This is a genomic window from Enterococcus rivorum, from assembly GCF_001742285.1.
GTDB lineage: Bacteria > Bacillota > Bacilli > Lactobacillales > Enterococcaceae > Enterococcus_L > Enterococcus_L rivorum.
The window spans coordinates 19,379-43,957 of sequence record NZ_MIEK01000018.1; the positions used below are offsets into that span (position 1 = coordinate 19,379).

The window sequence follows — 24,579 nt, forward strand, 5'->3', positions numbered from 1 at the left end:
CCTCCTGATAATAAATTACTTGAACGACTTGTCTTGACCAATAAAAAAAGTCTCTAATGTCCTAAGACATCAGAGACGAGATCTTCCCGCGGTACCACTCTTTTTGCTTACTATTAGTAATAATAAGCCTACTTTATCTGATAACGGTAGATAACCGTCTGCCTAAGCAAATTCTATAAAGCGCGTTTCCTTGTGCTATTCACTCTCGGCTTACACCCTCCCGAAATCGCTAAACTGATAGGTAACAAGTACTTTCTCTTTTTTATGAATCGTTCATTAAACTGGGTACATTATAACAAATTTTTTTCAATCTGCCTAGTATTATTCCATCAAATTGTCGTGAAGGATAGACTTGGATCAGCATTCAAGGAGTAGTTAGCAAAATGCTCTTTTTCGGCTTCAACAAAAGCAGCAGCTCCAATCATCGCTGCATTGTCACCACAAAGTTTCAATGGTGGGACAATTAATGTCGTTTCTGGTAAGTCAGTCAAAACCCTTTCACTAAGAGCTGCTCTTAACCCTTGATTTGCTGCTACACCACCAGCAAGAACAAGTTGCTTCACTGGATATTCTTTACATGCTCGTACTGTTTTTTCCACTAATACATCAATCACACTCGCTTGGAAACTAGCAGCTAAATCTTCCTTTACCAACGGTTCGTTTCGTTGCTCCGCATTATGAACGGTATTAATAAAAGAACTCTTTAATCCACTAAAACTGAAATCATAGTTTGCTTCCTTTATCATTGCTCTTGGGAAATGATAGGTGTCGCTACCAATGTTGGCTAATTCATCAATTTCTTTGCCGCTTGGATAACTTAACCCTAGCACACGCCCTACTTTATCATAAGCTTCTCCTGCGGCATCATCTCGGGTCTCTCCAATAATTTCAAAAGCGCCTGATTCTTTCATGTAGACTAATTCAGTATGTCCACCACTCACTAAAAGCGCTAATAAAGGAAACGTCAATGGTTGAACAAACGCAGCAGCATAAATGTGTCCTGCCATGTGATTAACTGGAATCAACGGCAATCCATGTGCCCAAGCAAAAGCTTTCGCTGCCGAAATACCGATTAATAACGCACCAACCAATCCTGGACCAAAAGTGACGGCAACGCCACTTAATTCCTCTGGCTCTACTTGTGCTTCTGCTAATGCATCGTCAATACAGAGGGTGATTTGTTCTACATGGTGACGACTAGCAACTTCAGGTACAACACCGCCAAAACGGCGATGACTTTTCACCTGAGAAGCAACAATATTTGACAGAATTTGATCTCCATTTTCAATAATTGCAACACTGGTTTCATCACAACTACTTTCAATCGCTAATAGTAACTTTCGCTCTTTTTTAAAAAAAGACATTTCCTTCACTTCCTTATTCTATAGCACATAATTAAAGCATCTTCTTTAGGATGCTGATAGTAATTTTTTCTGGTACTGATTTTTTCAAACCCAAACGCTTCATATGCTCTGATTGCTGCAAGATTAGTAGGTCTCACTTCTAAAAAAAGAGTTGTTTTTCCTTTATTCGTTAGTCTGGCCACTAATTCTTCAAGTAATTTTCTACCATAACCACGATGCTGGTAATCTTTCTCAATCACAACATGAGTGATATCTACTTCCTCTAAAACAGAGTAATAGCCAATAAAACCAATCATTTGATTTCCTTCTAAGAGAAAAAGATAGTAACTATTTTCTTGAAAAAGATCACTTTCAAATTGTTCTAGCGACCAAGGTGAACCATAAAAATAACTATTTTCGCTTAACTGCCAAATCTTTTCTGGCAGAGTCAACAGATTCATTTCTTCTTTTTCACAAAACATTATTCACACTTCTTTTAAATAGAGAATCATATCTAACGCATCCTCTTTATTTTCGTCATAATACCCTCGTTTAATCGCATTGGAAACAAATCCCATTCTTCGATAAACACGTTGCGCATTTTTATTACTCATTCGAACTTCTAAAGACATCGTTTCACACTGATGCTTTTCAGCAAATGTTCTTGTCTCATTTAAAAGAAAAGAACCTATTCCTTTCCCTTGATATTTGTTTAAAACAGCTACATTTGTAATATGAGCATCCTTTTCTAATACGCGGCAACCAATAAATCCTATCACCTGTTTGTTGTCTTGAATCAGCAAATATAAATTTTGCGAACTTGCTCTCAGTTCATTCAAAAAAGCAGATTTCGTCCAAGGCAACTCTCCAGCATAGACTTCTCGTTCAATCGCTAGAACATCTTTTATGTCAGAAGGAGTCATTCTTCGTACCAAATAAGATTGATTTGAAATGAGTACTGATTGCATTGAATAATTGTGTTTTTTCAATCGGAAAATAATGCTATTAACAAAAAAGCTAAACTTTTTCCACATAATTTTCTTCCTCAGGAGTATGGTTCTTTAGCCAATTTTCTTCAGCTTCCACTTTTTTCAAATAATTAGGTAAAAAATTATGAACTTCCTTCACAACTTCTGCCGTCCGTCCTAACTGTGCAAGAGCAGCTCCATTAGGTATTTGCCATTGTGAAATATCATTTAATTTTGCTTGCGGAAGTACATCTTCAATTTGACTTCTAAACTTCTCAATATCCTCTCCTACAAAGTAAAGTGCTGGATATTCTTTTAATTGTCCTAACCAATCTTCTAATGAACTATGTTGGTCTTTTATTTGATTAACTAGTGTTCCATTCCTATACTCATACGCACCGGTGTATACATTGTTTCTTCTGGCATCAAAAATCGGAATAATTAATCCCTCAATACCAACACAATTAGCAGCCAACGTTGCTAAACTTGAAATACCGACAAGCTCTTTTTTCAACGTATACGCAAGCGTCTTAGCTGTAGTTACCCCTATTCTCAACCCCGTATAAGAGCCAGGTCCTTCAGCAACAACAAACCGATCAATCTCTTTTGGTGTTAACTCAAGGTTTTTCATTAACTCTGTTACAGCGGGCATTAACGTTAAACTATGGTTTTTCTTTACGGTTGTTGTATATTGTCCTAAAATTTTATTGTCTTCACAAACACCAATACTTAGTGTTTGATTGGATGTATCAATGGCTAAAATTCGCACAAAAAATCCCTATCCTTCCAATCTATAGTCGGTTTATTGTAGCATATTTTTCTGTTTACGTAAAAAAAGACTATTGCATTTCTCCTGACCTAGAAACACAATAGTCTTATAATTATTTCACATTCGCTTCTAAGTAGTCAATTAAAGGCTTACTAATATTAGTTGCGGTATCATTTGCTCTAGAATCTTCTACCATAATAATGGTTAAAAATTGATTGTTACTTCGATCCATCGTCAAAAGAAAACTATTTTCTTTTCCAACTGTATCTTGCTTTTCTTTAATTTCAGCCGTTCCAGTTTTGGCAGCCAAAGAAAAATTAGGATTATACATATTATGAACATAGCCCTCTGCATCTTCTACACTTCCCAAAAGGTCATTCACAATGGTGTTTGCTGCATTTCCGCTAATCACTGCATCTTTTTCTTTCTTTTCTTTTTCTAACTGAATTTTAGGGTATACCAACTTACCATCATTTTGAAAAACGCTGTACATCATTGCCTGTTGAATCGGTGTAATCAACAGTTGTCCTTGCCCGTAGCCGGTATCAGCTAACAAAATATCTGAATGAAAGGTATCTTCATTAGAAATTTGAGCTGGTTTCATCGGAATTGGCAAATCCAACTTCTCATTAAAGGCAAAATTGTTTAAGCCTTTTCTAAAGGTTTCCTCTCCCATACGAAGTGTCTGTTCTGCAAAATAGATGTTATCCGAATTAACTAATGCAGTTCTTAAGTTTACCGGACTCGCTTCCTTGACTCTCGTTACAAAATAATCGCCCCAAGAGGCATCTTTTTGCCATTTCAACCCATTAATTGCTAATTCCTCTTCAGGTTTTAATGTTCCAGCATCTAACCCAATGGCTCCAGTGATTGTTTTAAAAGTTGAACCTGGCGCATAACCTGTTGCAAATCTTGCAGTGAAAGGTAAATTTTTATCATTAGCATATGAATCATATTCTGCTTGAGAAATTCCGTGAGCCATTTTATTCGGATCAAAGGATGGGGAACTAACTGTTGCTAATAAGTCTCCATCTTTAGGTTTCGTGACAACAGCGCTCCCTGGTTTATTTTGGAAAATAGCAAATGCTTCCCCTTGAACATTTTTATCGATTGTTAGTTGAATTTTTTGCCCGTCTTTTTTCTCTATATTTTGTAGTTCACTTTTTATTGTTCCCTTTTCATCAACAATATTTAAGCTACCTCCATCTTGTCCACGCAACTCTTTATCATAGGTTTGTTCCAAACCAACCTTTCCAACAATTCCTGTACTACTTAATTCAGGATTCTTTTCAATGTCTTCAGCAGTAACGGAACCCGTATAGCCAATCAATTGAGCTGCTGCTTCTTTTAACGGATAATAGCGAATAGCGGTTTCCTTTGTAGCTGCTCCTGTCGGTACACTAGTAACCGGCTCATAAGATATTTTAATCGGAACAAAAGAATCTGGTTGAACCCAGCTTTGACCTAATTTTTGATTAATTTCTTTTTCAGAAACACCAAATTGCTCGCTAAAAACTTTAATATTTTGCACTTTTTCGGCTTCAGAACCAAGCTTTCCTGGCACAATCCCAACCTCATCAAATGCTTGATTTACTGCAAGTCCTTCGCCGTTTCGATCTACAATTTCGCCCCTAACTGCTTTCTCTGTTTGAAATGAAACTTTATCATTCCCACTCATTCCAGGAAAGATCAAATTTGGAGCCCACTGAATTTTAAACTTATCATCCATTTTTTTAATCGTAGTTTTGTAGCTTAAATTTTTTAATTCACCTAATGAAGTTGTCATGCTCAATTGATAGGTGAACATAAAGACATCTTTTTCTTTTTTGGACACTGATACTTTATTGCTTTTTATGCCTTCTGCCCCGATACTTGGAAAAATATTTTGATATTTCTCTACAACAGATTGTTTATCATACCCATTTGTTTTAAAAGAAGCTTCATCTAAATTCTCAGGTAATTTGTCAAATTCTTGCTTTGACAAGTGTTTTAAAAAAGCTGTCGCTGTCTTTTTAGCATCTTTAAGTTCCTGTCCTTCCTGCCATTTAGCATATGAATAATAGCCTCCTACAACTAAAACAATCAGAATAACACTAGAGATAATAACGATACTTGTTTTTTTTGAATTTTTTTGCTGTTTCCTTGTCTCCACAAACTTTCTCCTCCATCTATTTGCTCATATTTCTCTACCATTTTATTATAACCAATAGGAAGCACAAAAACGATTAATTTATTCGCAATTAAAAAAATTTAAATTTTTCCTTAGCTAGTTTGACTTTTCTCTTATTATTATGTCATTGGTTTTATTAATCCATGCTTTATTAACTGCTTAATTCACTATTATTTTCTAGCTCTCGTTGACTAATTTTTTCTCCCCAAAAATCATATGAAAAAAAGTCGAAAGAAACACGCGTAGGTGTTTATCTCGACCTTTTCTCCAGTTATTCTTCTACTCATCATCTCTTTAATTCTTCGTCTACCTCATCCAATGTTTTTTATTCAAAAATAACAATACACTTCCTAATAAGAATACAAATACACCAAGTAATGGCGAAAGATACTTTTCTCCAGTTTTAGGTAAGACAGTACGCGTCCCAGATGATTCACTCTTTACTTTCTCATCTGACTTACTGGTTGAGTGATTGTCTTCTGGTGTTACTGGTTTAACAGGAGTGAGCGGATTAGTTGGATTTACTGGTTTTTTAGGGTCTGAATTTTCTTCCCATTGAGCATATAAAGTTACATCGTTCGCAGACATTGCTGTTGTTGCAAAATCCCAAATCAGGCCATTTCCATTTTTTGCTGTGTTCCACCCTTTAAAAATGTAGTTTTTTCTACTTGGATCTGTTGGCTTAATTGCAAGTTGGTCTTTTTCAATTTTTTGAGTTTCAGGTACGACGCCATCCCCACCATTTAAATCAAAGTTTAAATGGTAAAAATAAGCTAGATTGAAATTTTCTGTCCATTGGGCATATAAAGTTACATCATTTGCAGGCATCGCTGTTGCTGTAAAATCCCAGTCTATGCCACTTCCGTCTTGTGCTGTATTCCAACCCAAAAATCTATTCCCTTCTCTGGTCGGCGTTTCAACTGAAGCCGCCAGTTCTCCTTCGGTTAAAAATTGCGTTGCAGGAACTATTCCTGATCCACCATTTAAATCAAACGATAACCCAAATTGATTTGTCTCGAAATTTAACTGAACCGATTCTGTCGTTAAAGCATTATCGCTACTATTCGGAAACAGCCCTTCTCCAGTAACTCTTACTTGGGCATAAACAACACCAGATTTTTTTACTACACCATTTTGAAGATAATCATTTATGTCAACTGCTTGCATGGATTCATCAAGATAATTTTCAAATTGATAAACATGCCCCTCTGATAACCGCTGAGTATAACGTGACCTGATAAAAGTAGTGAAGTCAATAGTATCCATGTCTTGCTGGCTACTGATTTTTATACTTGTTGGTTGACTAAGAAGCACCGATTCTTGCGGATTTCTCATTACTGTAATCCCTAATAATTCGCTCAATAGCAAATCATAGTCGCTAGGTAAAAAATTACTTTGTGCATTAAAATAAGTCATATTAACTAGATTTACCATACTAACTGGTAAACTTGTCAATTGATTGTTATAGACCTCAAATGTTTTCAGAGCGGTTAAATCTCCAATTCTCTCTGGTAACCTTATAAGGCTATTGACACCTATATCAAGATAGATTAGTCCAAACAAATTTCCAATACTTTCAGGAATCACCACTAATCCATTCCTACTTGCATCAAGATACTGTAATTTTGTCAATGCAAATAATCCTTCAGGAAGATTCACTATTTGGTTACTGCTAATATCCAAGTATGTTAAATTAGAAAATATGTCTATCCCATCAATGTTCGTCAAATTGGTTGAATACAAATCTAAGCTAGTTATTGCTATGTCGGCGGAAGTCATTTCATCACTTGGGACTTTATTAAATTGTCTGGCAATAACACTTGCTGTTTGAGCATTTGGAAACTGCTGTTCAAAAGTAATTCCAGGACCCACATACGGAAGAATTGATTCTGCTGATACTTGATTGATCCCTAAATTACTTATGCCAATAAAGACTCCTAAAAACAATAAAACACTTGCTATCATATATCTAAATTTCCCGAAAAATTTCATACTAAGCATACATCCTCCTTTTTATATCAATATTATATATTTAAACAAAAATAAAGTAAATATATATTTCGTATATTATTAATATATAAAATATTAATAACTAAAAATCCTTTACAAGTCAACAAATATTTCTTAGTAGTCAAAAAAATACTCTTAAAATAAAAATAAAAAAACACAATATATATTCATTCCAACTGCTTAATTAGTTTTAATAACATGCTGTATCTACCTATTTATCTTATCTTTTTGTACCTTATCTAACTTAGCATCCAAATAGCTCTATGGTATAATGTTTTCATAAAATACTTTTTTAGGAGGAATTCTATTAATGGGAATTATAAAAGCAGCAACTAGCGCTATCAGCGGTAGTTTAGCGGATCAATGGCTTGAAGTTATTGAACCAAATAATATGAGCGATAATACGGTGATGACAAAAGGTGTGCTTGTTAGACGAGATGCTAAGCGCAGTTCTAATCGAAAAGGAACAGAAGATGTTATTACAGACGGCTCTGTTGTTCATGTATACCCAAATATGATGATGATTCTCGTTGATGGAGGGAAAATTATTGATTACACGGCGGAAGAAGGCTATTATACTGTCCAAAATAATTCTGCTCCTTCTATGTTTAACGGCTCTCTAAATGAAGCGATTTCAGAAAGTTTCGACCGCTTTAAATACGGCGGTATTACACCACAAAAACAACAAGTTTTCTATATCAATTTGCAAGAAATAAAAGGAATTAAATTCGGGACTTCTACACCATTGAATTATTTTGATAATTTTTACAATGCTGAATTGTTTTTGCGCGCTCACGGAAATTATTCAATAAGAATTACTGATCCCTTATTATTCTTTTCAAATGCCATTCCCAGAAACAAGTCACAAGTAACTATTAGCGATATTAATGAACAATATTTAGCTGAATTTTTAACGGCTTTACAAGCAGCCATTAATCAAATGTCGGCAGATGGAGAAAGAATTTCTTATGTCCCTTCAAAAAGCTTAGAACTAAGCAAATACATGTCAAATGTACTTGACGACAATTGGCGTGAATTACGGGGAATGGAAATCGAATCAGTTGCAGTAGCCAGTATTTCTTATACAGATGACTCAACTAAACTAATTAACATGAGAAACCAAGGGGCAATGCTTAGCGATGCAAGTGTTCGTGAAGGCTATGTACAAGGAGCTATGGCTCGTGGTATGGAAGCTGCTGGAAGTAATGAAAGTGGTGCTATGTCTGGCTTTATGGGTGTTGGAATGGGCATGAATACTAGTGGGAATTATTTTGCTCAAGCCTCTCAAACAAATCAACAGCAAATGCACGACAAGCAACAGCAACAGAATATTCAAGCTGTTGGAAATACTTGGATATGTCCAGAGTGTGGGAATGAAAATAATGGGAAGTTTTGCTCGAATTGTGGAACACCCAAACCAACAAGTGACAAACCAAAACTTGAAATGAAATGTACCGAATGCGGAGAAACCGTTGATTTATCAAATGGCATTCCAAAATTCTGTCCTCACTGCGGAAAACCGTTCCAAGGTATCCCTTTATAAAAATTATTCTGTAGCTAGTACAATCCAACCCTTTTACAATATATATAGAGAGAGTTGAAAGCAATAGGAAATTTCTTGTCTATTTCTATTGTGTACTAGCTATCTTTATATTTTTTGGATACAAGTTTTCAATTTACAACTATCATAGTTTCAAAGAAAGGAATTTTTAATTGGATACATTTACACATAAATGCCCAAATTGTGATGGCCCGTTGTTATTTGATCCTAAAGACCAGCAATTTCACTGCGAATATTGTTTAAATATCTATGCAGAAGCTGAGATTTCTAATTACGAGCAAATACAACGGGACGCTCATTTAGAAGATACTTCTAGTTCTAACGAAAACTTGACACTTACTACTGACAACATAAAAAAGGAAGACCATCAAGAAAGCACGCAAAAAAACACTATGGATCTTTTTTTGTGTTCTAGTTGTGGTGCTGAAATTGTTACAGATTCAACTACAGCCGCTACTTACTGCTATTATTGCCACAATCCAGTCGTTCTTTCAGGACGATTGTCAGGAAAATTTTTACCTGATAAGGTCTTGCCTTTTACGGTAGAAAAAGAACAAGCGGTAGAAAAATTTCTCTCTTGGACTAAGAGAAAACGCTTTATTCCAAAAGGATTTTTTGCCAAAGAACAGATTGAAAAGATAACTGGTGTGTATTTCCCTTATTGGGTAGTAGATGTTGAATTTGAAGGTCAGATAAATGCCGTTGGTACTAATTTTCGTATTTGGCGTGCAGGTGATATTGAATATACAGAAACAAAGCAATTTGACATTACGAGAGAGGCAAAAATGACTTTTAAAGAAATCATCAAAAATGCTTTATCAAAAAATACTCAACAAAAGATGATTGAGGATGTTCAACCATATTTATTAGATAAAGCGATTCCATTTAAAAGTCAATACTTAGCGGGGTTTCAAGCAGAAAAAAGAGACATAGAATATAAATCATTCAAAGAAAGCATTGAAACAGAATTAAAAAATTATTCTGAATTACTTTTAAGTGAAACTATCTCTGGATACACTAGATTAACAAAAATTCAAAAAAATGTTTCACTTGCTAATGAACAAATTAATTATATGCTCTTACCTATATGGTTGGTAACCTATCGTAACAAGGATAAAAGTGGAACAACATACTATTATGCAATGAATGGTCAAACAGGAAAAGTAAGCGGTGAGCTCCCAATTGATTATCATAAATTAGGAATCTTCACTTTTGCTATTTTTGTTATTCTAGCAGCCATCTTCTTATTTGGAGGTTGGTTGATATGAAAAAATTCACTTTTAGTATTCTTCTTCTATTTAGCCTACTCTTTTGTTTTGCAGTAAATGTCCAAGCCGCTAGTGATTCTGTAGAAGATTATGCAGGCCTATTTAAACCAGAAGAAATTAGTCAATTTAAGGAACTTATTGCGCCCATTGAAAAAAAATCGAAAGCTAGAGTATTTATTCTAACAACCTATCAAAACAATCAAACTGCCCAAAAATTTGCTGATTTATTTATGTTAGGAAAAATAGGTAAAGATGCTAATGGAGTTACGTTCCTAATTGATATGGATAACCGTGAGTTTTACATCTCCACCTCTGGAAATATGATCGATTACATGGATGATAGCCGAATTGATCAAGCCTTAGATATCATTGAGCCGAACATCAAAAATGGCGATTATTTCCAGGCTGGCACAGTGTTTTTAAAAAGCGTACAAAAAAATTTCGATGCTGGTGTTCCCGGCGGTCACTATCGAGTCGATACGGAGACCGGCAAAATCATCAGATATAAAGTACTTACTGGAAGAGAAATAGACATAGCTTTATTTATGGCTGGTATAATAACTATTATTGTTGTGATAGGGACTGTTTCAAGTTATAACTTAAAATCAGTAATCCATAAATATCCTTTCCGTGAGAAATCTTCTTTAAACTTAATAACAAAAACCGATCATCTATCAAATTCATTTGTAACGACTCGCCGAATTACCAAAAGTAGCTCTAATAGTAGTCATCAGAGCAGCTCTAATAGCAGTAGTAAAAATAGGAGTAAAAGTAGCGTCAAACGTAAAGGTGGCGGTTCAACTCATAAAACTAATGGTGGAACATTTGGTGGAGGTGGCCGCAAATTTTAATCTTTCAAAAATCACTTTATTTATAAACCAGCACTAAAAAAGCAAAATCATATTCAACAATGATGAACATGTCTAAAATGGGCATTTATGATCAATTAATCTCAGAATACGGAGAAAAATTTTCACCTGAAGCAGCCCAATATGCCATTGATAACCTTAAAGCAGATTGGAATGCTAATGCTCTAGCTAAAGCAAAAAGCTATCAAGAATCTATGGCTATGTCTCCTGAAGCTATTAGAGATCAATTAATATCTGAACATGGTGAAAAATTCACACCAGAAGAAGCTGACTACGCCATACAAAACCTAAACTAATAATTAATTAAGTAAAAAATAGCGATTCGAATGGTCTTTAAAACTATTCGAGTTGCTGTTTTTTCTTAAAACAAAAAACGTCTCTACAGTATGTAGAAACGTTGATATTATAAGGTTTTATTCAGACACATGGCGGCACCTACTTAGTGCTGCTTCCTTCCAGATCTGACACGCTTCGTAAGCCCACCATTGTCCTAGCCTTTCGGCAAGATTTAGTATACCGCATTTTCATTCATTTGGCTAGTCTTTCAAAGAACTTTTTTCAAGATTTTTCTTTTTCTGTTTTTCTACTCTTAACTTTCTAAAAAAATTAGTCAGCAACGCTCCACATTCTTCCTCTAAAATACCAGATTCCACATAGGCAACATGGTTAAATCGCTCATCTTGCAAAAGATTCATTAACGTTCCAGCAGTTCCACCTTTCGGATCTGCTGCTCCATAATATACTTCTGCCACTCTAGACAGCATCATCGCACCACTACACATTGGGCATGGTTCTAAGGTTACAAATACTTGTGCTCTTGCTAGCCGCCAATTTTCTAAGGTTTGACAGGCCTCTTTAATAGCGAACATTTCCGCATGAGCAGTGGACTGCAGCGTAGATTCCCTTAGATTGTGTCCTCTGCCAATAATTTTCCCATCTAAAACAACTACCGCACCAATTGGCACTTCAAGCATCGCTTCTGCTTTTTTGGCTTCCTTGATTGCTTCCAACATAAAAAATTCTTTTCCCTCTTGATTTAAAATATCTATTTTTTTGTCCATAGACGGTCACCTTTCATTTTTAACTACCAACGAAACACTTTTTACTCTTTTCATGGTACAATATCTTCGTGAGGTGTGTCTATGACTATTGAAGAATTATTAGAAATATATCCAACTGGTTTCATTTCTGAATCAAAAGCAGCCGGTGATTTTCTGTCCCTTCCCGTTGATAATCGCTATTTCATTCTTTCAAAAGAAATACTTCAAAAAACTGAAATTGCTCTTTTAAGCAAGATGTTTACTAAAAAAAATGGACATATAAGCATTGAACGTCATCCTTGGTATGGCTACTTATTTAAACAAGTTGACATTGATATAGACGGTTCATTTCGAATTATTCACTTTCAACTGCAAAAACCCATCGATTTTATGGAAAAAGAATGGCAGAATAGTATCAAAGAAATGTTTCCTCTCTCCGTTGATTTTTTCTTTCTTACGGAAAATGAAGGTCTTTTGGTTGAGCCTTATAGCAAAAGTCATTATTCCTTAGATGAACTGGAAGGTATCTTTTTAACCTTAGACACTGATTTTGATTCTTCAACTATTGCCTTTATCGGAAAATTTTTCTCTACAAAAGATGAGTTCATCAAGCTATTTCACGAGGAACAACAAATTTTCCACGAGGAACTCTCCTATATCAAGGGGAAATCTGCTTTTTCTTTAACTGATGTTGCGTTACATTATTTTACTAAAGAAAGCCTGAAAAAAAGTTCACTTGTACAAAATTTTAGCAAACAACTAACTTTAAATGATGATATGAAAGAGATTATTCACGCCCTTTGGCATAACCAGGGAAATATCAGTTCCACAGCAAAAGCATTATTCATGCATCGAAATACCTTGCAATATCGCTTAGAAAAATTTTATGAACAAACTGGCTTGTCCTTAAAAAAAATGGACGATTTAATTTTTTGCTACTTATTGATTTCTAAGTAAAAGTAAAACCAGACAGAAACGAGTCAGGTCTCTGTCTGGTTATATTTATTAAATTAATTCTTCAAAAAAGGTCATCAAGCGTCCTTTAGTATTTTCAGCGTTCTCTTTTAAAGATTCTCCATATTCAGAAATCTTTTTACGACTGTCTTTAACTTTTCCTAAAATATTTACTACTGAATCCAATTCATCATCCGATAAATCATCAACAATCGTTAATAATTTTTCATTGCCTGCAAATTTTTCGTTAACAAAACGTTTTGCTTTACAACGATTAGACATGTGGGCAACTTTCTTAATGATTTTTTCTGATGCAACGACAGTCACAGCTACTCCAGCAACCGCCATCACACCTAAACCTAATCCAATTTTTGTAGATGTTTTCATTCGTATCAGCTCCCTCTCTTTTCTAATTTAATCATAACATATCCTAGAAATTACAGGTAATAAAAACTAATTAGTAAAGCTATCCTATCAACTAGCCATCCTTTTAATTGCGACGATTATTACCACCAAATAAAATAATAAGACGTAGTAATTGTAAAAACGTCGCTAATGCTGCTGCAACATAGGTTAGTGCTGCTGCAAAAAGGACTTTTTTTGCCATTGGAACTTCTTCCGCTGTTAACAAATTACCCTCAGATAAAATCTTTATTGCTCGTCGTGAAGCATTGAATTCTACTGGTAGTGTCACTAATTGGAAAAGTAACGCAAAAGAAAATGCAAAGATTCCAACATTAATTAATGTTTGGTTCCAACTAAACAAAACACCCAATAGTATTAGAGGAAATGCTGCAGTTGAACCAATATTAGCAACTGGAACAATCGCTGCTCTAATTTTTAGTGGAATATAGTTTTTATCATCTTGGACGGCGTGTCCACATTCGTGAGCTGCCACACCAATTGCTGCAACAGAAGTTGATTGTCCTGTTGATTGCGATAAGCTTAACATTTTGTCTCTTGAATTGTAGTTATCTGTTAAATCACCAGCAATTTGTTGCACACCAACATCATGAATGTTTTCTTTTTTTAGAATATATTGCGCTGCTTGTGTACCTGTTACATTATTTTTCGTTTTCACTTCATCATATCTATTAAACGTACTTTTTACATATGCTGAAGCAGCCATTGAAATAAGCAAGCCCACAATCACTAGTATGTAAGTTGGATCAAAAATTGGATAAAAAGGTATCATCAAAAACTCCTCCATTCTTTCCTTTATTGTAACATGAGAAGATAAAAAAAGTATAAACGAGCTTTGACTATTCTGTGAATTTTCTTTTTTCTAAAAAGCAAATACAACTCTGACTAACAAAACTGTCACTTTATTTTAAGACGTTTAAATGGAATTTCGTAGATAATTATTGCATACTTATAACACGAGGTGAAAAGATATGAAAAAAATATTATATTTCCTAATTCCATTTCTTTTATTGAGTGGTGGCGTTTGGTTTGGCTATAATTATTACTACGGAGGCACCGATTACTATACAAAAATTGTCACTCCTGGTGAAGTTTCTACAGAGGTTTTAGATTCCGGCGAAAAAGTAACCAAGTACAATTATACTCAAACGGCTTATAGCGCTAAAGGAAAAAAAACGACACAAGAAATGAATGAATTTCGAGATAAACCATTAAAAATGAATGCTTTTATAAAATTAAAAGTGAATGATCGAAAAGGAATAATTAGTTGGGAAGAAGTCCAAGAAAATGAAGTCCCAGCTAAAGCGTTAGAACCATTGAATAAAGAATAATTTTGATAACTTCTCTCTCTCTCAAAGGGAATGTAAAAAAATAAACCGTGTAAGTGACTTTTATCTTTTTGATAGGTTACTTTACGGTTTTTTTGACTGTTCGTTCTTGTTAGTATTCCGAGAAAATCATTGAATGACCAAGTGCCGTTGGAAATATATGAGAATTGTATGTATAAGGACAATTCATCCAACTTAGTTTCTCGAATGAGAAGACTAAAAAATAGCTTTCAAAATTTTTTAGAAGTATTCGCTCCAACTAAAATTCAATATTTTCTACCTATAAAATAGCTTTATATAGAAAAAAGATGCTTAATTAGCATCTTTTTGAGGTATTTAATTAAATTATTTCCAATTCTTTAAAGTCACTTAAAATTTCAACATCTTGAGATACACTAACAAAAGCAGAAGGATCAATCACTTTCATGATTTCCTTTAAAATTTCCATTTCATAGCGGGTAATCACAGTAATTAGTATTGCTTGGTCTTTTTGCTGATAGGCTCCTTTAGCATGATATATTACTGTAATTCCTCGTGATAATTTTTCCTGTAATTTTTCAATAACAAGTTCAGGTTTTTGAGTGATGATCATTACTTGAACTTTTTTATGTTTTACATAAACCAAGTCAGTCGCCTTAGCACCAACAAAGATTGATAGAAGGCTATAAAAAGCATGAGGCCAACCAAAAATAAACCCCGCAGTCAATACAATAATGCCATTAATAATCATCGAAATCCGACCGACACTTTTGCCTGTCAGTTTTCTTAGACTAAGCAAAACAATGTCCATTCCACCAGTTGATAGGCCGTTTTTTAAAGCTAGACCTAAAGAATAGCCACTTATTGCTCCACCAAAAACAGCACAAATAATCGGATCATTCGTTAATTGAATGACTGGCATAATTTCAATCGCAAAAGATGCAAAAGTAACGCCGATAACAGTAAACAAAACAAATTTACGATCCACCACAAACCAACCTAGTAAAAAAAGTGGGATATTTAAGACATAATACACTATAGCAATCGGAATTGGCTGTCCAGTAATATTTTCTAAAACGGTGGTTATGATTTGTGAAATCCCTGTAATTCCGCCTGCATAAATGTTGCCATTTCGCCAGAATATATTCAATGCCACTGAATACATAAAAGCATAAATGACTAGAATAAACAATTTTGTTCCATAATCTTGAATCTGCTTTTTACTTCCTAATACCCAATCTATCATTCGTCATCACTCAATCTATAAATTAATCATTGTAGAATATATACTTAAAAAATCTTCTCTAACTTTCGTTAACAAGAAATACTTTTCTTTACCTGTTCTCATATTTTTGATTTTTATTTTTCCCGAACCTAGTTCATCTTTGCCAACAATCATGACTAGGGAAGCATTCAGCTTAGCCGCTTGTCTCATGTGAGAGTGAATACTTCGGGCAGAATAATCACATTTAGCGCTCAATGTGTTTTTTCGAGCCAAATGTGCTAACTCTAAACTAACAGTTCCCGATTCATTAGTCAAATCTGCAATGTAAAAATCTGGATTCTCCGAGCTTGCTAACAACCCATTTTCAGCTGCCATCGCAATCAAAGTACGCTCAATACCAATAGCAAAACCAAAACCATTATCGACTTCTTCTGGTCCTTCAAATTCACGAATGAGACCATCATAACGTCCCCCAGCACAAATAGTTGTTTGGACACCACCAAAACCAGGTGCTTCACTCATGATTTCAAAAACCGTATGATTATAATAATCCAACCCCCTTACCATAAAAGGGTCCACAACAAATGGAATATTAAGATGTACGAGCAACTTTTGTATTTCTTTAAAGAAAATCTGACTCTCTTCATCTAAATAGTCAAGTATTGACGGTGCATGTTTTATAATTTCCTGATCTTCCGAATCTTTACTGTCTAAAATTCTTAATGGATTTTGAAGCAAGCGTCTTTTTGAATTTTCACTTAACTTGCTTTCAAACGGCAGTAAATAATCAATTAAGGCTTGACGGTATTGTTGTCGATTCTCACGACTTCCTAATGAATTAATAACCAACTTAGTTTCTGTAATATTTAGATTTTTAAAAAAATCTAGTGCCATTGAAATTGTTTCAACATCACTAATTGGTCGTTGACTCCCAATAACCTCAACACCGATTTGGTGAAATTGACGTAAGCGACCAGATTGTGGTCGTTCGTATCGAAACATCGGACCTATATAATAGGTTTTAAAAGGATGCTGATGCTCTGGGCCATAGAGTTTATTTTCAACATAACTTCTAACCACCGGTGCTGTCGCTTCTGGTCTAAGCGTAATGTGACGTCCACCTTTGTCATAAAAATCATACATTTCTTTAGAAACAATATCTGTCGATTCTCCAACACCTCTTGAAATAACTTCAAAATGTTCAAAAATAGGTGTTCTAATTTCATGAAAATCATATCTTTTAAAAATGTTCCTAGCCGTCTTTTCGATGTACTGCCAATAAATTATTTCATTTGGTAGTATATCTGTCGTTCCTTTTGGTCTCTGATAGCTCATCTCAACTTCCTCCTGTAATCGTTCTTTTAAAAACAAATAGAACTATATTTTTCACATTTCTTACTGTCAAAAAAATTACTTGTATAGTCTTCAACTTTTAATCTATTGTCTTTATCGACAGGCTAAGAAACATGTCATAATCAGTCACAAAGAATCTTTTTCTCAGTAACTAATCTTCTATTCCATAAAAAATATGAAATCTTTGCTCGATAGAAAAAAATATTCACCCTCGTTACTCAAATTCCTACCAAACTAACTAGTTTAGTTAAAATAAGTGCCTAGGGTGAACAGTTCATACTATTTTGAAATCTGATAAATTAACGTTAAACTAACTTATTGATATTGAATGTCTAAAGGAACTTGATTTTCAACTTCTTTTAAGAAATCTCCTTTAATTAGGACTTCTGTAGCTTTTTCTAGTTCATCATACATTTCAATCTCTTTATCATTTTCTAAAAATTTTACTTGCTGACGGAATGCTTCATAAGCAATTTTTGTCCCCTCTCCTAAAGAACCTCGATCTAAAATAAAATCAATTGCTTGGCAAGCTGCCATGATCTCCGTTGCTAAGATTCGACGAGAATTTTTCACAATTTCTCGAGCAGTTCTAGCAGCTGTAGTTCCCATACTAACAAAGTCTTCTTGATTCTCACAGGAAGTGATGGAATCCACACTGGCTGGATGAGCCAAAATTTTATTTTCTGAAGCTAGTGAAGCAGCAGCATATTGCGTAATCATAAAACCTGAGTTTACGCCAGGATGTTTCACTAAAAATGACGGCAAGCCACTTAAATTTGTATTTACTAATCGCTCTACCCGTCTTTCCGATACGTTCCCAATTTCGGCAACGCCAATTCCTAAAAAGTCAAAGGGTTGCGCTAATGGTTCCCCGTGGAAGTTACCACCCGAAATGACATCGCCACTTCTTGTTATGATTGGATTATCTGTAACTGAATTCAATTCAATGTCTACTTTTTCTTTCACATAAGCAATGGTGTCTTTGCTTGCCCCATGAATTTGTGGCATACAACGTAAAGTATAGGGATCTTGTACACGATCTGCTGTAGCAGGTGTTGTTAAGGTGCTACCTTTTAATAAATGGCGAATATTTCTAGCGGTTGCCAACTGCCCATTTTGTGGACGAATAATATGCAACTCTTCATCAAAAGCACTGATAATTCCATTATGAACTTCTAATGACAGAGCGCCAGCAATATCCGATAATTTTAACAATTCAATGGCATCGTAGGTTGCTAACGCACCGATCCCAGTCAAAACTGTTGTCCCATTGATTAAAGCTAACCCCTCTTTTGCTTCCAAATGGATTGTAGGAATTCCTGCTTGTTCCATGGCTTTGCGTCCAGCCATCAGCTCACCACGAAAATATGCTTTTCCTAAACCAAGCATTGGCAAGACCATGTGAGATAATTGAGCCAAGTCACCAGAAGCTCCCAAAGAACCTTTTTCTGGAATAAAAGGTACAACCCTATTGTTTAACATACTCATGAGTGTTTCAATAGTTGATAATCGTATTCCTGAATATCCTTTCAACAAAGAATTGATTCTTATCAACATGATTGCTCGAACTTCTTCTTCTTTTAAAGGATCACCAAAACCACTTGAATGAGTGCGTATCAAATTTTCTTGTAATTGCCTAGTTTCCTCTTGTGGAATACTAACTTTAACCAACGAACCAAATCCTGTATTGACTCCATATGTTACTTTTTTACTTGCTACAATATCATCAACGATTTTTCTTGAAGCTTTCACTGCATCAACCGCATGATCAGAAATTGTAACTTGAGTATGATTTCTTGCTACTTCTACCACCTGATCTAATGTCAAGTTTTTACCATCTAAAATAATCTGTCTATTCAATGTCTATCAGACCTTTCCTAAAGCTACGCTCTCTTATCCTCTTAATTTGTTGCTTTTTTATTTCCGTTTAGAACAAAATATAGTATACCTGCTACGACAATACCTACACCTCCAGCAATTAAGCTGACTGCATTAGCACCCGTTAGCAACATCCAGACACTTACTGTAATCGCTAATATTGGAATGAACGGACCAAAAGGCAATTTAAAGGCTGGAACAGAATCCATATCTTTTTTACGTAGCCAAATAACTGCTAACGCTGTAGGTATATACTGGATAAAGCGGAAAACCACACTAAGTTCTGCTAGTTGTTCAAAACTACCGCTTAATAATAATAAACTCGTTAAGATACAAGAAATAATGATTGAAATGTAAGGAGCTTTCTTTTTATTTTTTTTAGCAATTACTTTTGGTAATAAGCCTTCATCAGAAATGGAGGCTCCATAACGTGGTATCATCATTGAATCACCAACATTTAAGCCGAGGATTGAAATTAATGCTCCAATTGAAATAATCCACTTCCCAGCGGGTCCAATCATCAGTGCAAAAGCATCCTGAACAGGAGCATCTGTTTCTAAGATACCAACGCCTAGCATTGCAATTGTTCCTGCAATAATAATAAAATATAAAATTGAGACAATACTAATTGATCCAATAATTGCTTTAGGTACATTTTTCTTTGCGTTTCGCATTTCCCCGGCAACTACAGGTAATGCTTCAAACCCAATAAAAGCATAGAAAATTGTTAACGATGTTGAAGCCATTGCCTTTGAAAGAGTCATTCCTTCTTTTAATTGTAGAAACGGCGTGAAATGACCAGCATTAAATCCATGTTTAATAAAGAAAATACTACATAAAGTAAACGCAACGATTGGGATCAATTTAGCAATAGTAATAGAAATCGTAAAAATTTTAGATGTTTTTAAGCCAGTGCTATTAATAACTGACAAAGCAACAACTAAAGCAATACTAATTAAGGTGTTATTTCCTTCCAATGAGGGGAACGTCACGATTAAAAGTTTTGCAAAACCAGCTGCCATTGCAGACCAAGCTATGATTGTTACAAACCAACCTAAAAGACCTACAATAAATCCTACAAAGTCACCAAATGCCGATTTAGAATACTGAAACGCACCTCCATTTTTATTAAAATAACAGGCAACTTCAGCAAAACAGACTGCTAGCAACAATACTAAAATGGCATCAAAAATCATTGCTAATAAGGAGGCTGGACCTAAATCTTGATAAATTGTTCTAGGTAACAGAAATATTCCTGATCCAATAACAGCATTGATTCCATAAAGCGTGGCACCACTCAAACTAAATTTCGATTTTTCATTTACATCATGCAAATCAGTTACCTCTAACTTTTTTTCCATGAGTTTCTCCTTTCGATAATAACCTATCTAACTATTTACCCACCAAAAGAAAGCGATTACAAAATAGTTAAAATCATCAAATTTAAACAACACTTGCCACGACTGCTATTGGTATCTCTGCTCTTTCTTGCCCAATTAATAGTAATTGATACCTCTTGGCAACCTTTTCTAACACAATTGTATCGTTATTATACAAATGACAACTTTTTACTTTTTCTACTCCTTGATAAAAATCAATAATCAGTTCTTTTAGTGCAAAAATGATATATTTCTGATTAGAAGAGATACTTAATGATTCTTTATGTCGATATGCTTTTAGCTCTCCTGCCAGTTCTTCTTTATAAATCAAATTAAAATCCGTACATTTACCTATTGATTCTGTCTGTTCTTTCCCTAAAAAATAATGGGATTCAAAAGGAATCAACAATACTTTTTCTCGACGCTGATTGTGTATATGATTTAATGTCAATGGTTGATCTAATGACATAATTAATCTTTTATATCCTGGTAACACAGTGAAAACAGTTTTTTCTAATTGAACGTTGGCAGTTGATACTCTAAAATCAAATTTTCCAATGTCATAAGTCCCCTGAATAGGGAAGAGATAAATTTCCGTTGTCTCTCCCCCACTCCAAGTAGACATTTTATAATTATTTTTATGCAACTTAGTTAATTTCATCGTCATAAATTAAAATAATCCAGAAATAACACCTTGCTCATCGACATCAATTCTTTCAGCTGCAGGAGATTTTGGTAACCCAGGCATTGTCATAACTGTACCTGTTAAAGCAACAATAAAGCCTGCACCTGCTGATATTTTCATATTTCTAATCGTTACTGTAAAATCTTTTGGTGCTCCAATCAAAGTTGCGTCGTCCGAAAACGAATATTGTGTTTTAGCCATACAAATCGGATAATTTCCAAAGCCCAAGCGTTCTAAATCTTGCATTTCTCGACGAGCTGCCTTAGTTATTTCAACACCTTTACCACCGTATACTTTTTGCACAATTTTAGTTAATTTTTCCTCAATACTATCTTCTAAGTCATAAACATAGCTGAAACTATTTGGTTGCTCTGCTAATTCAATCACTTTTTCTGCCAGTGAAATAGCTCCTTCGCCTCCTTTTTCCCAAACTTCAGAAAGAACTACTTCGACGTTACGTTTTTTGCACGCCTCTTCAACTGCAGTTAGTTCAGCCTGTGTGTCAGTTGGAAACTTATTGATTGCAACCACAACAGGTAATCCATATACTTCTTGAATATTAATCAAGTGTTTTTCTAAATTTGGAAACCCATCTATCACAGCTTTTACATTTTCATCCCCAAGAGCATTTTTAGGAACACCGCCATGCATTTTCAATGCTCGGATCGTTGCAACTAACACAACTGCATCTGGCTTAATATCTGCTAATCGACATTTAATATCAATAAATTTTTCCGCACCTAAATCCGCACCAAAACCGGCTTCGGTAATCGTATAGTCAGCATACTTCATGGACATTTTAGTTGCTAATACACTATTACAACCATGAGCAATATTTGCAAAAGGCCCACCATGAATAAGCGCTGGCGTATGTTCTAATGTCTGAACTAAATTAGGATGAATAGCCTCTTTCAACAATGCTGTTAACGCACCTTCAGCTTTTAAATCTCCTGCTGTTACAGGATCGCCTGCAAAATTGTACGCCACAATAATTTTTCTTAACTTTTCTTTTAAATCAATAATATTATTGGCTAGACACAAGATAGCCATGATCTCTGAAGCAACAGTAATATCATACCCATCTTCACGTGGTACACCGTTGACTTTTCCTTGCAAGCCATCGACAATATAACGTAATTGACGATCATTCATATCCACTACTCGTTTCCAAGTAATTCTGCGACTGTCAATTTGTAAAGTGTTGCCATGATGAATATGGTTATCCAATAAAGCTGCTAACAGATTATTGGCAGCCCCAATTGCATGAAAATCTCCTGTGAAATGTAAGTTGATATCTTCCATCGGAACAACTTGAGCATAGCCACCACCCGCAGCCCCTCCTTTAACCCCAAATACCGGACCTAAAGAAGGTTCTCGCAAAGCAAGCATTGCTTTCTTACCAATTTTTGTTAGCCCGTCTGCTAAGCCAACAGAAGTGGTTGTTTTTCCTTCCCCAGCTGGTGTAGGGGTGATAGCTGTTACTAAGATCAATTTCCCATCTTGACGATCTTTCATTTTTTCTAGCTCATGAGCATCTAATTTTGCTTTAAATTTTCCATATAACTCATAATCGTCTTCAGTTAAGTTTAGTGACTCTGCTACCTCTTTAATTGGTTTCATTGTCACTTGGTTTGCAATTTCAATATCTGATAAATAGGCCATAATAACTAATTAACTTCCTTTCTATTTAAGCTTTATTTAAACTAGGGTCAATATTTCCTCATAAATACTATCAGCTAATTCACAACCATCTTTTAATAGTTCCTCTCCTTTAGCACGGTATACTTCTACAAAGCCTTGATCTTTAATACCTGAAAGGTTAATTAAGACATTTAGCCAAGCGCCTTGTAAACCAGATTTTAGATTTAATGCCGCGACTCCTAGATCACTTGCGGCGTTAAGATTTGACTTGCCAACCGCTTTTTTAGTTATTTTTAGCGCCTGAATAATTGTTTCCATCATTTCATACGGAGAAACTGCTGCTCCTTTCAAAGCCTGTTGCATTGCATCACGTCTAGCTGCTTTTTCCTCTTCAGTTTCTTTTGGCATAGAAAAGACAGCTGAAACTACGTTAAAGGCTTCTGTGTCCTTATCAATGGCTTCCAGCAACTCAATTTGTAATCGACTGGCCTCAGATAATACCCCTTGAATCAGATTCTCATGTTCAGCATACTTCTTTTTACCAGTTGTCAGTTCTGCTACCATTTTCACTAAGGAAATACCCATTGCAGCGGCTAATGCTGATGCTGAACCACCACCCGGAGCTGGCTCATCCGAACCTAATACTGTCATAAATTCATTGACTTTCAGTTCAACTAATTTCATTTTCTTTCCTCCACTTTTATTTACTTTTCTATAATCGGCATTTATATAAATTTTTCTTTCTGACTATCTTTTTGCACAATCATAAAATGATTCATCCAATTGGAATGTTTAGTTTAACAGGTGGTTTTCCAATACTTGTTTGCCATAATCAAATGCTTCAATTTGCAAGTAATATTCAGCCGTATCAATTAAGGCTTTTGCTGGTGTTAAACCAATCACTTCACTACCAATAATGTTTACACCATAACGTTTTGCTTCAAAACGAATCGTTTCAAATGCCCGATAAAGTGGGGTTCCTTCAAAATTAACCATATTCATAGAAACTTGGGCAATATTTCGATCTTCTAACATAACTCCGATACCTTTACAATACTTGAACCCGCCACCAGAACCACGAACAATCTTCGCTATCTTATTTGCAATCGTAATATCGGAAGTATCTAAGTTCACATTAAAAGCAACTAATGGCATTCTCGCACCAACAGCAGTTACCCCAGCTGTTGGATGAATTTTTCTTTCGCCAAAATCTGGTGCCCATTCTTCTAGTTGTAGTTTTTCAGACATTCCTTCAAATTGACCTTTTCTAACACGCGCCAAATTTACTCGATCTGGTGATGATGCCGACTCTTCATATAAAAAGATTGGAATATTCAACTCATCGTTAATTCTTTTTGCTACTTTTTTAGATATTTCAACACATTCTTCAGTTGTGATATCTTTGATTGGTACAAAAGGAACTACATCCGTCGCCCCCATTCGAGGATGTTCCCCTGTTTGTTTTGTCATATCAATGTGTTCACTTGCATAACGAACCAATTTGAAAGCCACTTCTTGAATTCCATCAACATCACCGACTAAAGTAAAAACACTACGATTGTGATTAGAATCAGAAGAATAATCAAGCAAGGTTACTCCATTGACACTTTTAGCCACTTCAACTAACCCGTTGATAACGTTCTCATTTCTACCTTCACTAAAATTTGGAATACATTCTACTAATTTTGCCATTTGACTACATCCTTTCAATCCATATAATAATATTTATCATTCAT

General features: G+C 35.0%; 22 protein-coding genes, 1 other RNA gene, 1 pseudogene and 1 other annotated feature. Of the genes and pseudogenes, 6 read left to right on the plus strand and 18 right to left on the minus strand.

Annotated features, from left to right (window positions below; genetic code table 11):
• Positions 1-68 precede the first annotated feature (68 nt).
• Positions 69-274: a binding site (T-box leader), on the minus strand.
• A 55-nt stretch (positions 275-329) separates the two neighbouring features.
• The 6 genes from tsaD to BCR26_RS07615 form a co-directional block, all read right to left on the minus strand.
• Positions 330-1,364 (minus strand): tRNA (adenosine(37)-N6)-threonylcarbamoyltransferase complex transferase subunit TsaD, encoded by a 1,035-nt coding sequence (gene tsaD / locus BCR26_RS07590; RefSeq protein ID WP_069698381.1) that lies wholly within the window; start codon positions 1,362-1,364, stop codon positions 330-332.
• Positions 1,365-1,369: 5 nt separating this feature from the next.
• Complete coding sequence (gene rimI / locus BCR26_RS07595; RefSeq protein ID WP_211272290.1) at positions 1,370-1,804, minus strand: ribosomal protein S18-alanine N-acetyltransferase; 435 nt, start codon at positions 1,802-1,804, stop codon at positions 1,370-1,372.
• 24 nt (positions 1,805-1,828) lie between these two features.
• Positions 1,829-2,377, minus strand: coding sequence for a ribosomal protein S18-alanine N-acetyltransferase (gene rimI / locus BCR26_RS07600; protein ID WP_069698383.1), 549 nt, complete (start codon positions 2,375-2,377; stop codon positions 1,829-1,831).
• Positions 2,361-3,080 (minus strand): tRNA (adenosine(37)-N6)-threonylcarbamoyltransferase complex dimerization subunit type 1 TsaB, encoded by a 720-nt coding sequence (gene tsaB, locus BCR26_RS07605; RefSeq protein WP_069698384.1) that lies wholly within the window; start codon positions 3,078-3,080, stop codon positions 2,361-2,363. The genes rimI (BCR26_RS07600) and tsaB overlap by 17 nt, the downstream gene beginning before the upstream one ends.
• 112 nt (positions 3,081-3,192) lie before the next feature.
• A complete protein-coding gene (gene pbp4 / locus BCR26_RS07610; protein ID WP_069698385.1) occupies positions 3,193-5,232 on the minus strand; it encodes a penicillin-binding protein PBP4(5) in 2,040 nt (679 codons plus the stop codon).
• A gap of 324 nt (positions 5,233-5,556) precedes the next feature.
• On the minus strand, positions 5,557-7,251 hold the full coding sequence (locus BCR26_RS07615; protein ID WP_084387061.1) for an InlB B-repeat-containing protein: 1,695 nt from the start codon (positions 7,249-7,251) through the stop codon (positions 5,557-5,559).
• 319 nt (positions 7,252-7,570) lie between these two features.
• On the opposite strand from BCR26_RS07615, the gene BCR26_RS07620 reads away from it, so the two are divergent.
• From BCR26_RS07620 to BCR26_RS07635, 4 genes and pseudogenes are all read left to right on the plus strand, one after another.
• Entirely contained in the window at positions 7,571-8,803 is a 1,233-nt protein-coding gene (locus BCR26_RS07620; RefSeq protein WP_069698387.1) for an SPFH domain-containing protein, read from the plus strand.
• A gap of 170 nt (positions 8,804-8,973) precedes the next feature.
• Positions 8,974-10,089, plus strand: a complete 1,116-nt coding sequence (locus BCR26_RS07625) for an ATP-binding protein (RefSeq protein WP_069698388.1) — start codon at positions 8,974-8,976, stop codon at positions 10,087-10,089.
• A complete protein-coding gene (locus BCR26_RS07630) occupies positions 10,086-10,940 on the plus strand; it encodes a TPM domain-containing protein (protein ID WP_069698389.1) in 855 nt (284 codons plus the stop codon). The genes BCR26_RS07625 and BCR26_RS07630 overlap by 4 nt, the downstream gene beginning before the upstream one ends.
• Positions 10,941-10,975: 35 nt before the next feature.
• A pseudogene (locus BCR26_RS07635) lies at positions 10,976-11,254 on the plus strand (Ltp family lipoprotein); the annotation flags it as partial.
• Between the two features lie 105 nt (positions 11,255-11,359).
• On the opposite strand, the gene ffs reads toward BCR26_RS07635, so the two are convergent.
• Together ffs and tadA are read right to left on the minus strand one after the other, a co-directional pair.
• An RNA gene (gene ffs, locus BCR26_RS07640) (signal recognition particle sRNA small type) lies at positions 11,360-11,459 on the minus strand.
• Positions 11,460-11,494: 35 nt separating this feature from the next.
• Positions 11,495-12,019 (minus strand): tRNA adenosine(34) deaminase TadA, encoded by a 525-nt coding sequence (gene tadA, locus BCR26_RS07645; RefSeq protein WP_069698390.1) that lies wholly within the window; start codon positions 12,017-12,019, stop codon positions 11,495-11,497.
• A gap of 81 nt (positions 12,020-12,100) precedes the next feature.
• Here tadA and BCR26_RS07650 point away from each other — a divergent pair, with 81 nt between their 5' ends.
• Positions 12,101-12,955: a helix-turn-helix domain-containing protein gene (locus tag BCR26_RS07650; protein ID WP_069698391.1), complete on the plus strand. Its 855-nt coding sequence runs from the start codon at positions 12,101-12,103 to the stop codon at positions 12,953-12,955.
• Positions 12,956-13,003: 48 nt separating this feature from the next.
• On the opposite strand, the gene BCR26_RS07655 is transcribed toward BCR26_RS07650, so the two are convergent.
• Together BCR26_RS07655 and BCR26_RS07660 are read right to left on the minus strand one after the other, a co-directional pair.
• Positions 13,004-13,339 (minus strand): hypothetical protein, encoded by a 336-nt coding sequence (locus BCR26_RS07655; RefSeq protein WP_069698392.1) that lies wholly within the window; start codon positions 13,337-13,339, stop codon positions 13,004-13,006.
• A 103-nt stretch (positions 13,340-13,442) separates the two neighbouring features.
• Complete coding sequence (locus tag BCR26_RS07660; RefSeq protein ID WP_069698393.1) at positions 13,443-14,147, minus strand: zinc metallopeptidase; 705 nt, start codon at positions 14,145-14,147, stop codon at positions 13,443-13,445.
• A gap of 199 nt (positions 14,148-14,346) precedes the next feature.
• Between BCR26_RS07660 and BCR26_RS07665 the strand changes: the two genes are divergently transcribed.
• Positions 14,347-14,706 (plus strand): YxeA family protein, encoded by a 360-nt coding sequence (locus BCR26_RS07665; protein ID WP_069698394.1) that lies wholly within the window; start codon positions 14,347-14,349, stop codon positions 14,704-14,706.
• Positions 14,707-15,043: 337 nt separating this feature from the next.
• Here the strand turns inward: BCR26_RS07665 and BCR26_RS07670 are convergent, their stop codons facing one another.
• The 8 genes from BCR26_RS07670 to ftcD form a co-directional block, all read right to left on the minus strand.
• Positions 15,044-15,928: a YitT family protein gene (locus BCR26_RS07670; RefSeq protein ID WP_069698395.1), complete on the minus strand. Its 885-nt coding sequence runs from the start codon at positions 15,926-15,928 to the stop codon at positions 15,044-15,046.
• Positions 15,929-15,943: 15 nt separating this feature from the next.
• The gene (gene hisS, locus BCR26_RS07675) at positions 15,944-17,242 is read right to left on the minus strand and encodes a histidine--tRNA ligase (protein ID WP_069698396.1); all 1,299 of its coding nucleotides are present in this window, start codon (positions 17,240-17,242) and stop codon (positions 15,944-15,946) included.
• 333 nt (positions 17,243-17,575) lie between these two features.
• Positions 17,576-19,120, minus strand: a complete 1,545-nt coding sequence (gene hutH / locus BCR26_RS07680) for a histidine ammonia-lyase (protein WP_069698397.1) — start codon at positions 19,118-19,120, stop codon at positions 17,576-17,578.
• A gap of 41 nt (positions 19,121-19,161) precedes the next feature.
• Positions 19,162-20,499 carry an APC family permease gene (locus BCR26_RS07685; RefSeq protein WP_069698398.1) on the minus strand — a complete coding sequence of 446 codons (1,338 nt, stop codon included), beginning with the start codon at positions 20,497-20,499 and terminating at the stop codon, positions 19,162-19,164.
• Between the two features lie 82 nt (positions 20,500-20,581).
• Positions 20,582-21,184 carry a HutD family protein gene (locus tag BCR26_RS07690; protein WP_069698399.1) on the minus strand — a complete coding sequence of 201 codons (603 nt, stop codon included), beginning with the start codon at positions 21,182-21,184 and terminating at the stop codon, positions 20,582-20,584.
• 3 nt (positions 21,185-21,187) lie between these two features.
• Entirely contained in the window at positions 21,188-22,864 is a 1,677-nt protein-coding gene (locus BCR26_RS07695) for a formate--tetrahydrofolate ligase (protein WP_069698400.1), read from the minus strand.
• A gap of 36 nt (positions 22,865-22,900) precedes the next feature.
• Positions 22,901-23,527, minus strand: coding sequence for a cyclodeaminase/cyclohydrolase family protein (locus BCR26_RS07700; RefSeq protein WP_069698401.1), 627 nt, complete (start codon positions 23,525-23,527; stop codon positions 22,901-22,903).
• Between the two features lie 108 nt (positions 23,528-23,635).
• Positions 23,636-24,535 carry a glutamate formimidoyltransferase gene (gene ftcD, locus BCR26_RS07705; RefSeq protein ID WP_069698402.1) on the minus strand — a complete coding sequence of 300 codons (900 nt, stop codon included), beginning with the start codon at positions 24,533-24,535 and terminating at the stop codon, positions 23,636-23,638.
• Positions 24,536-24,579: the final 44 nt, after the last annotated feature.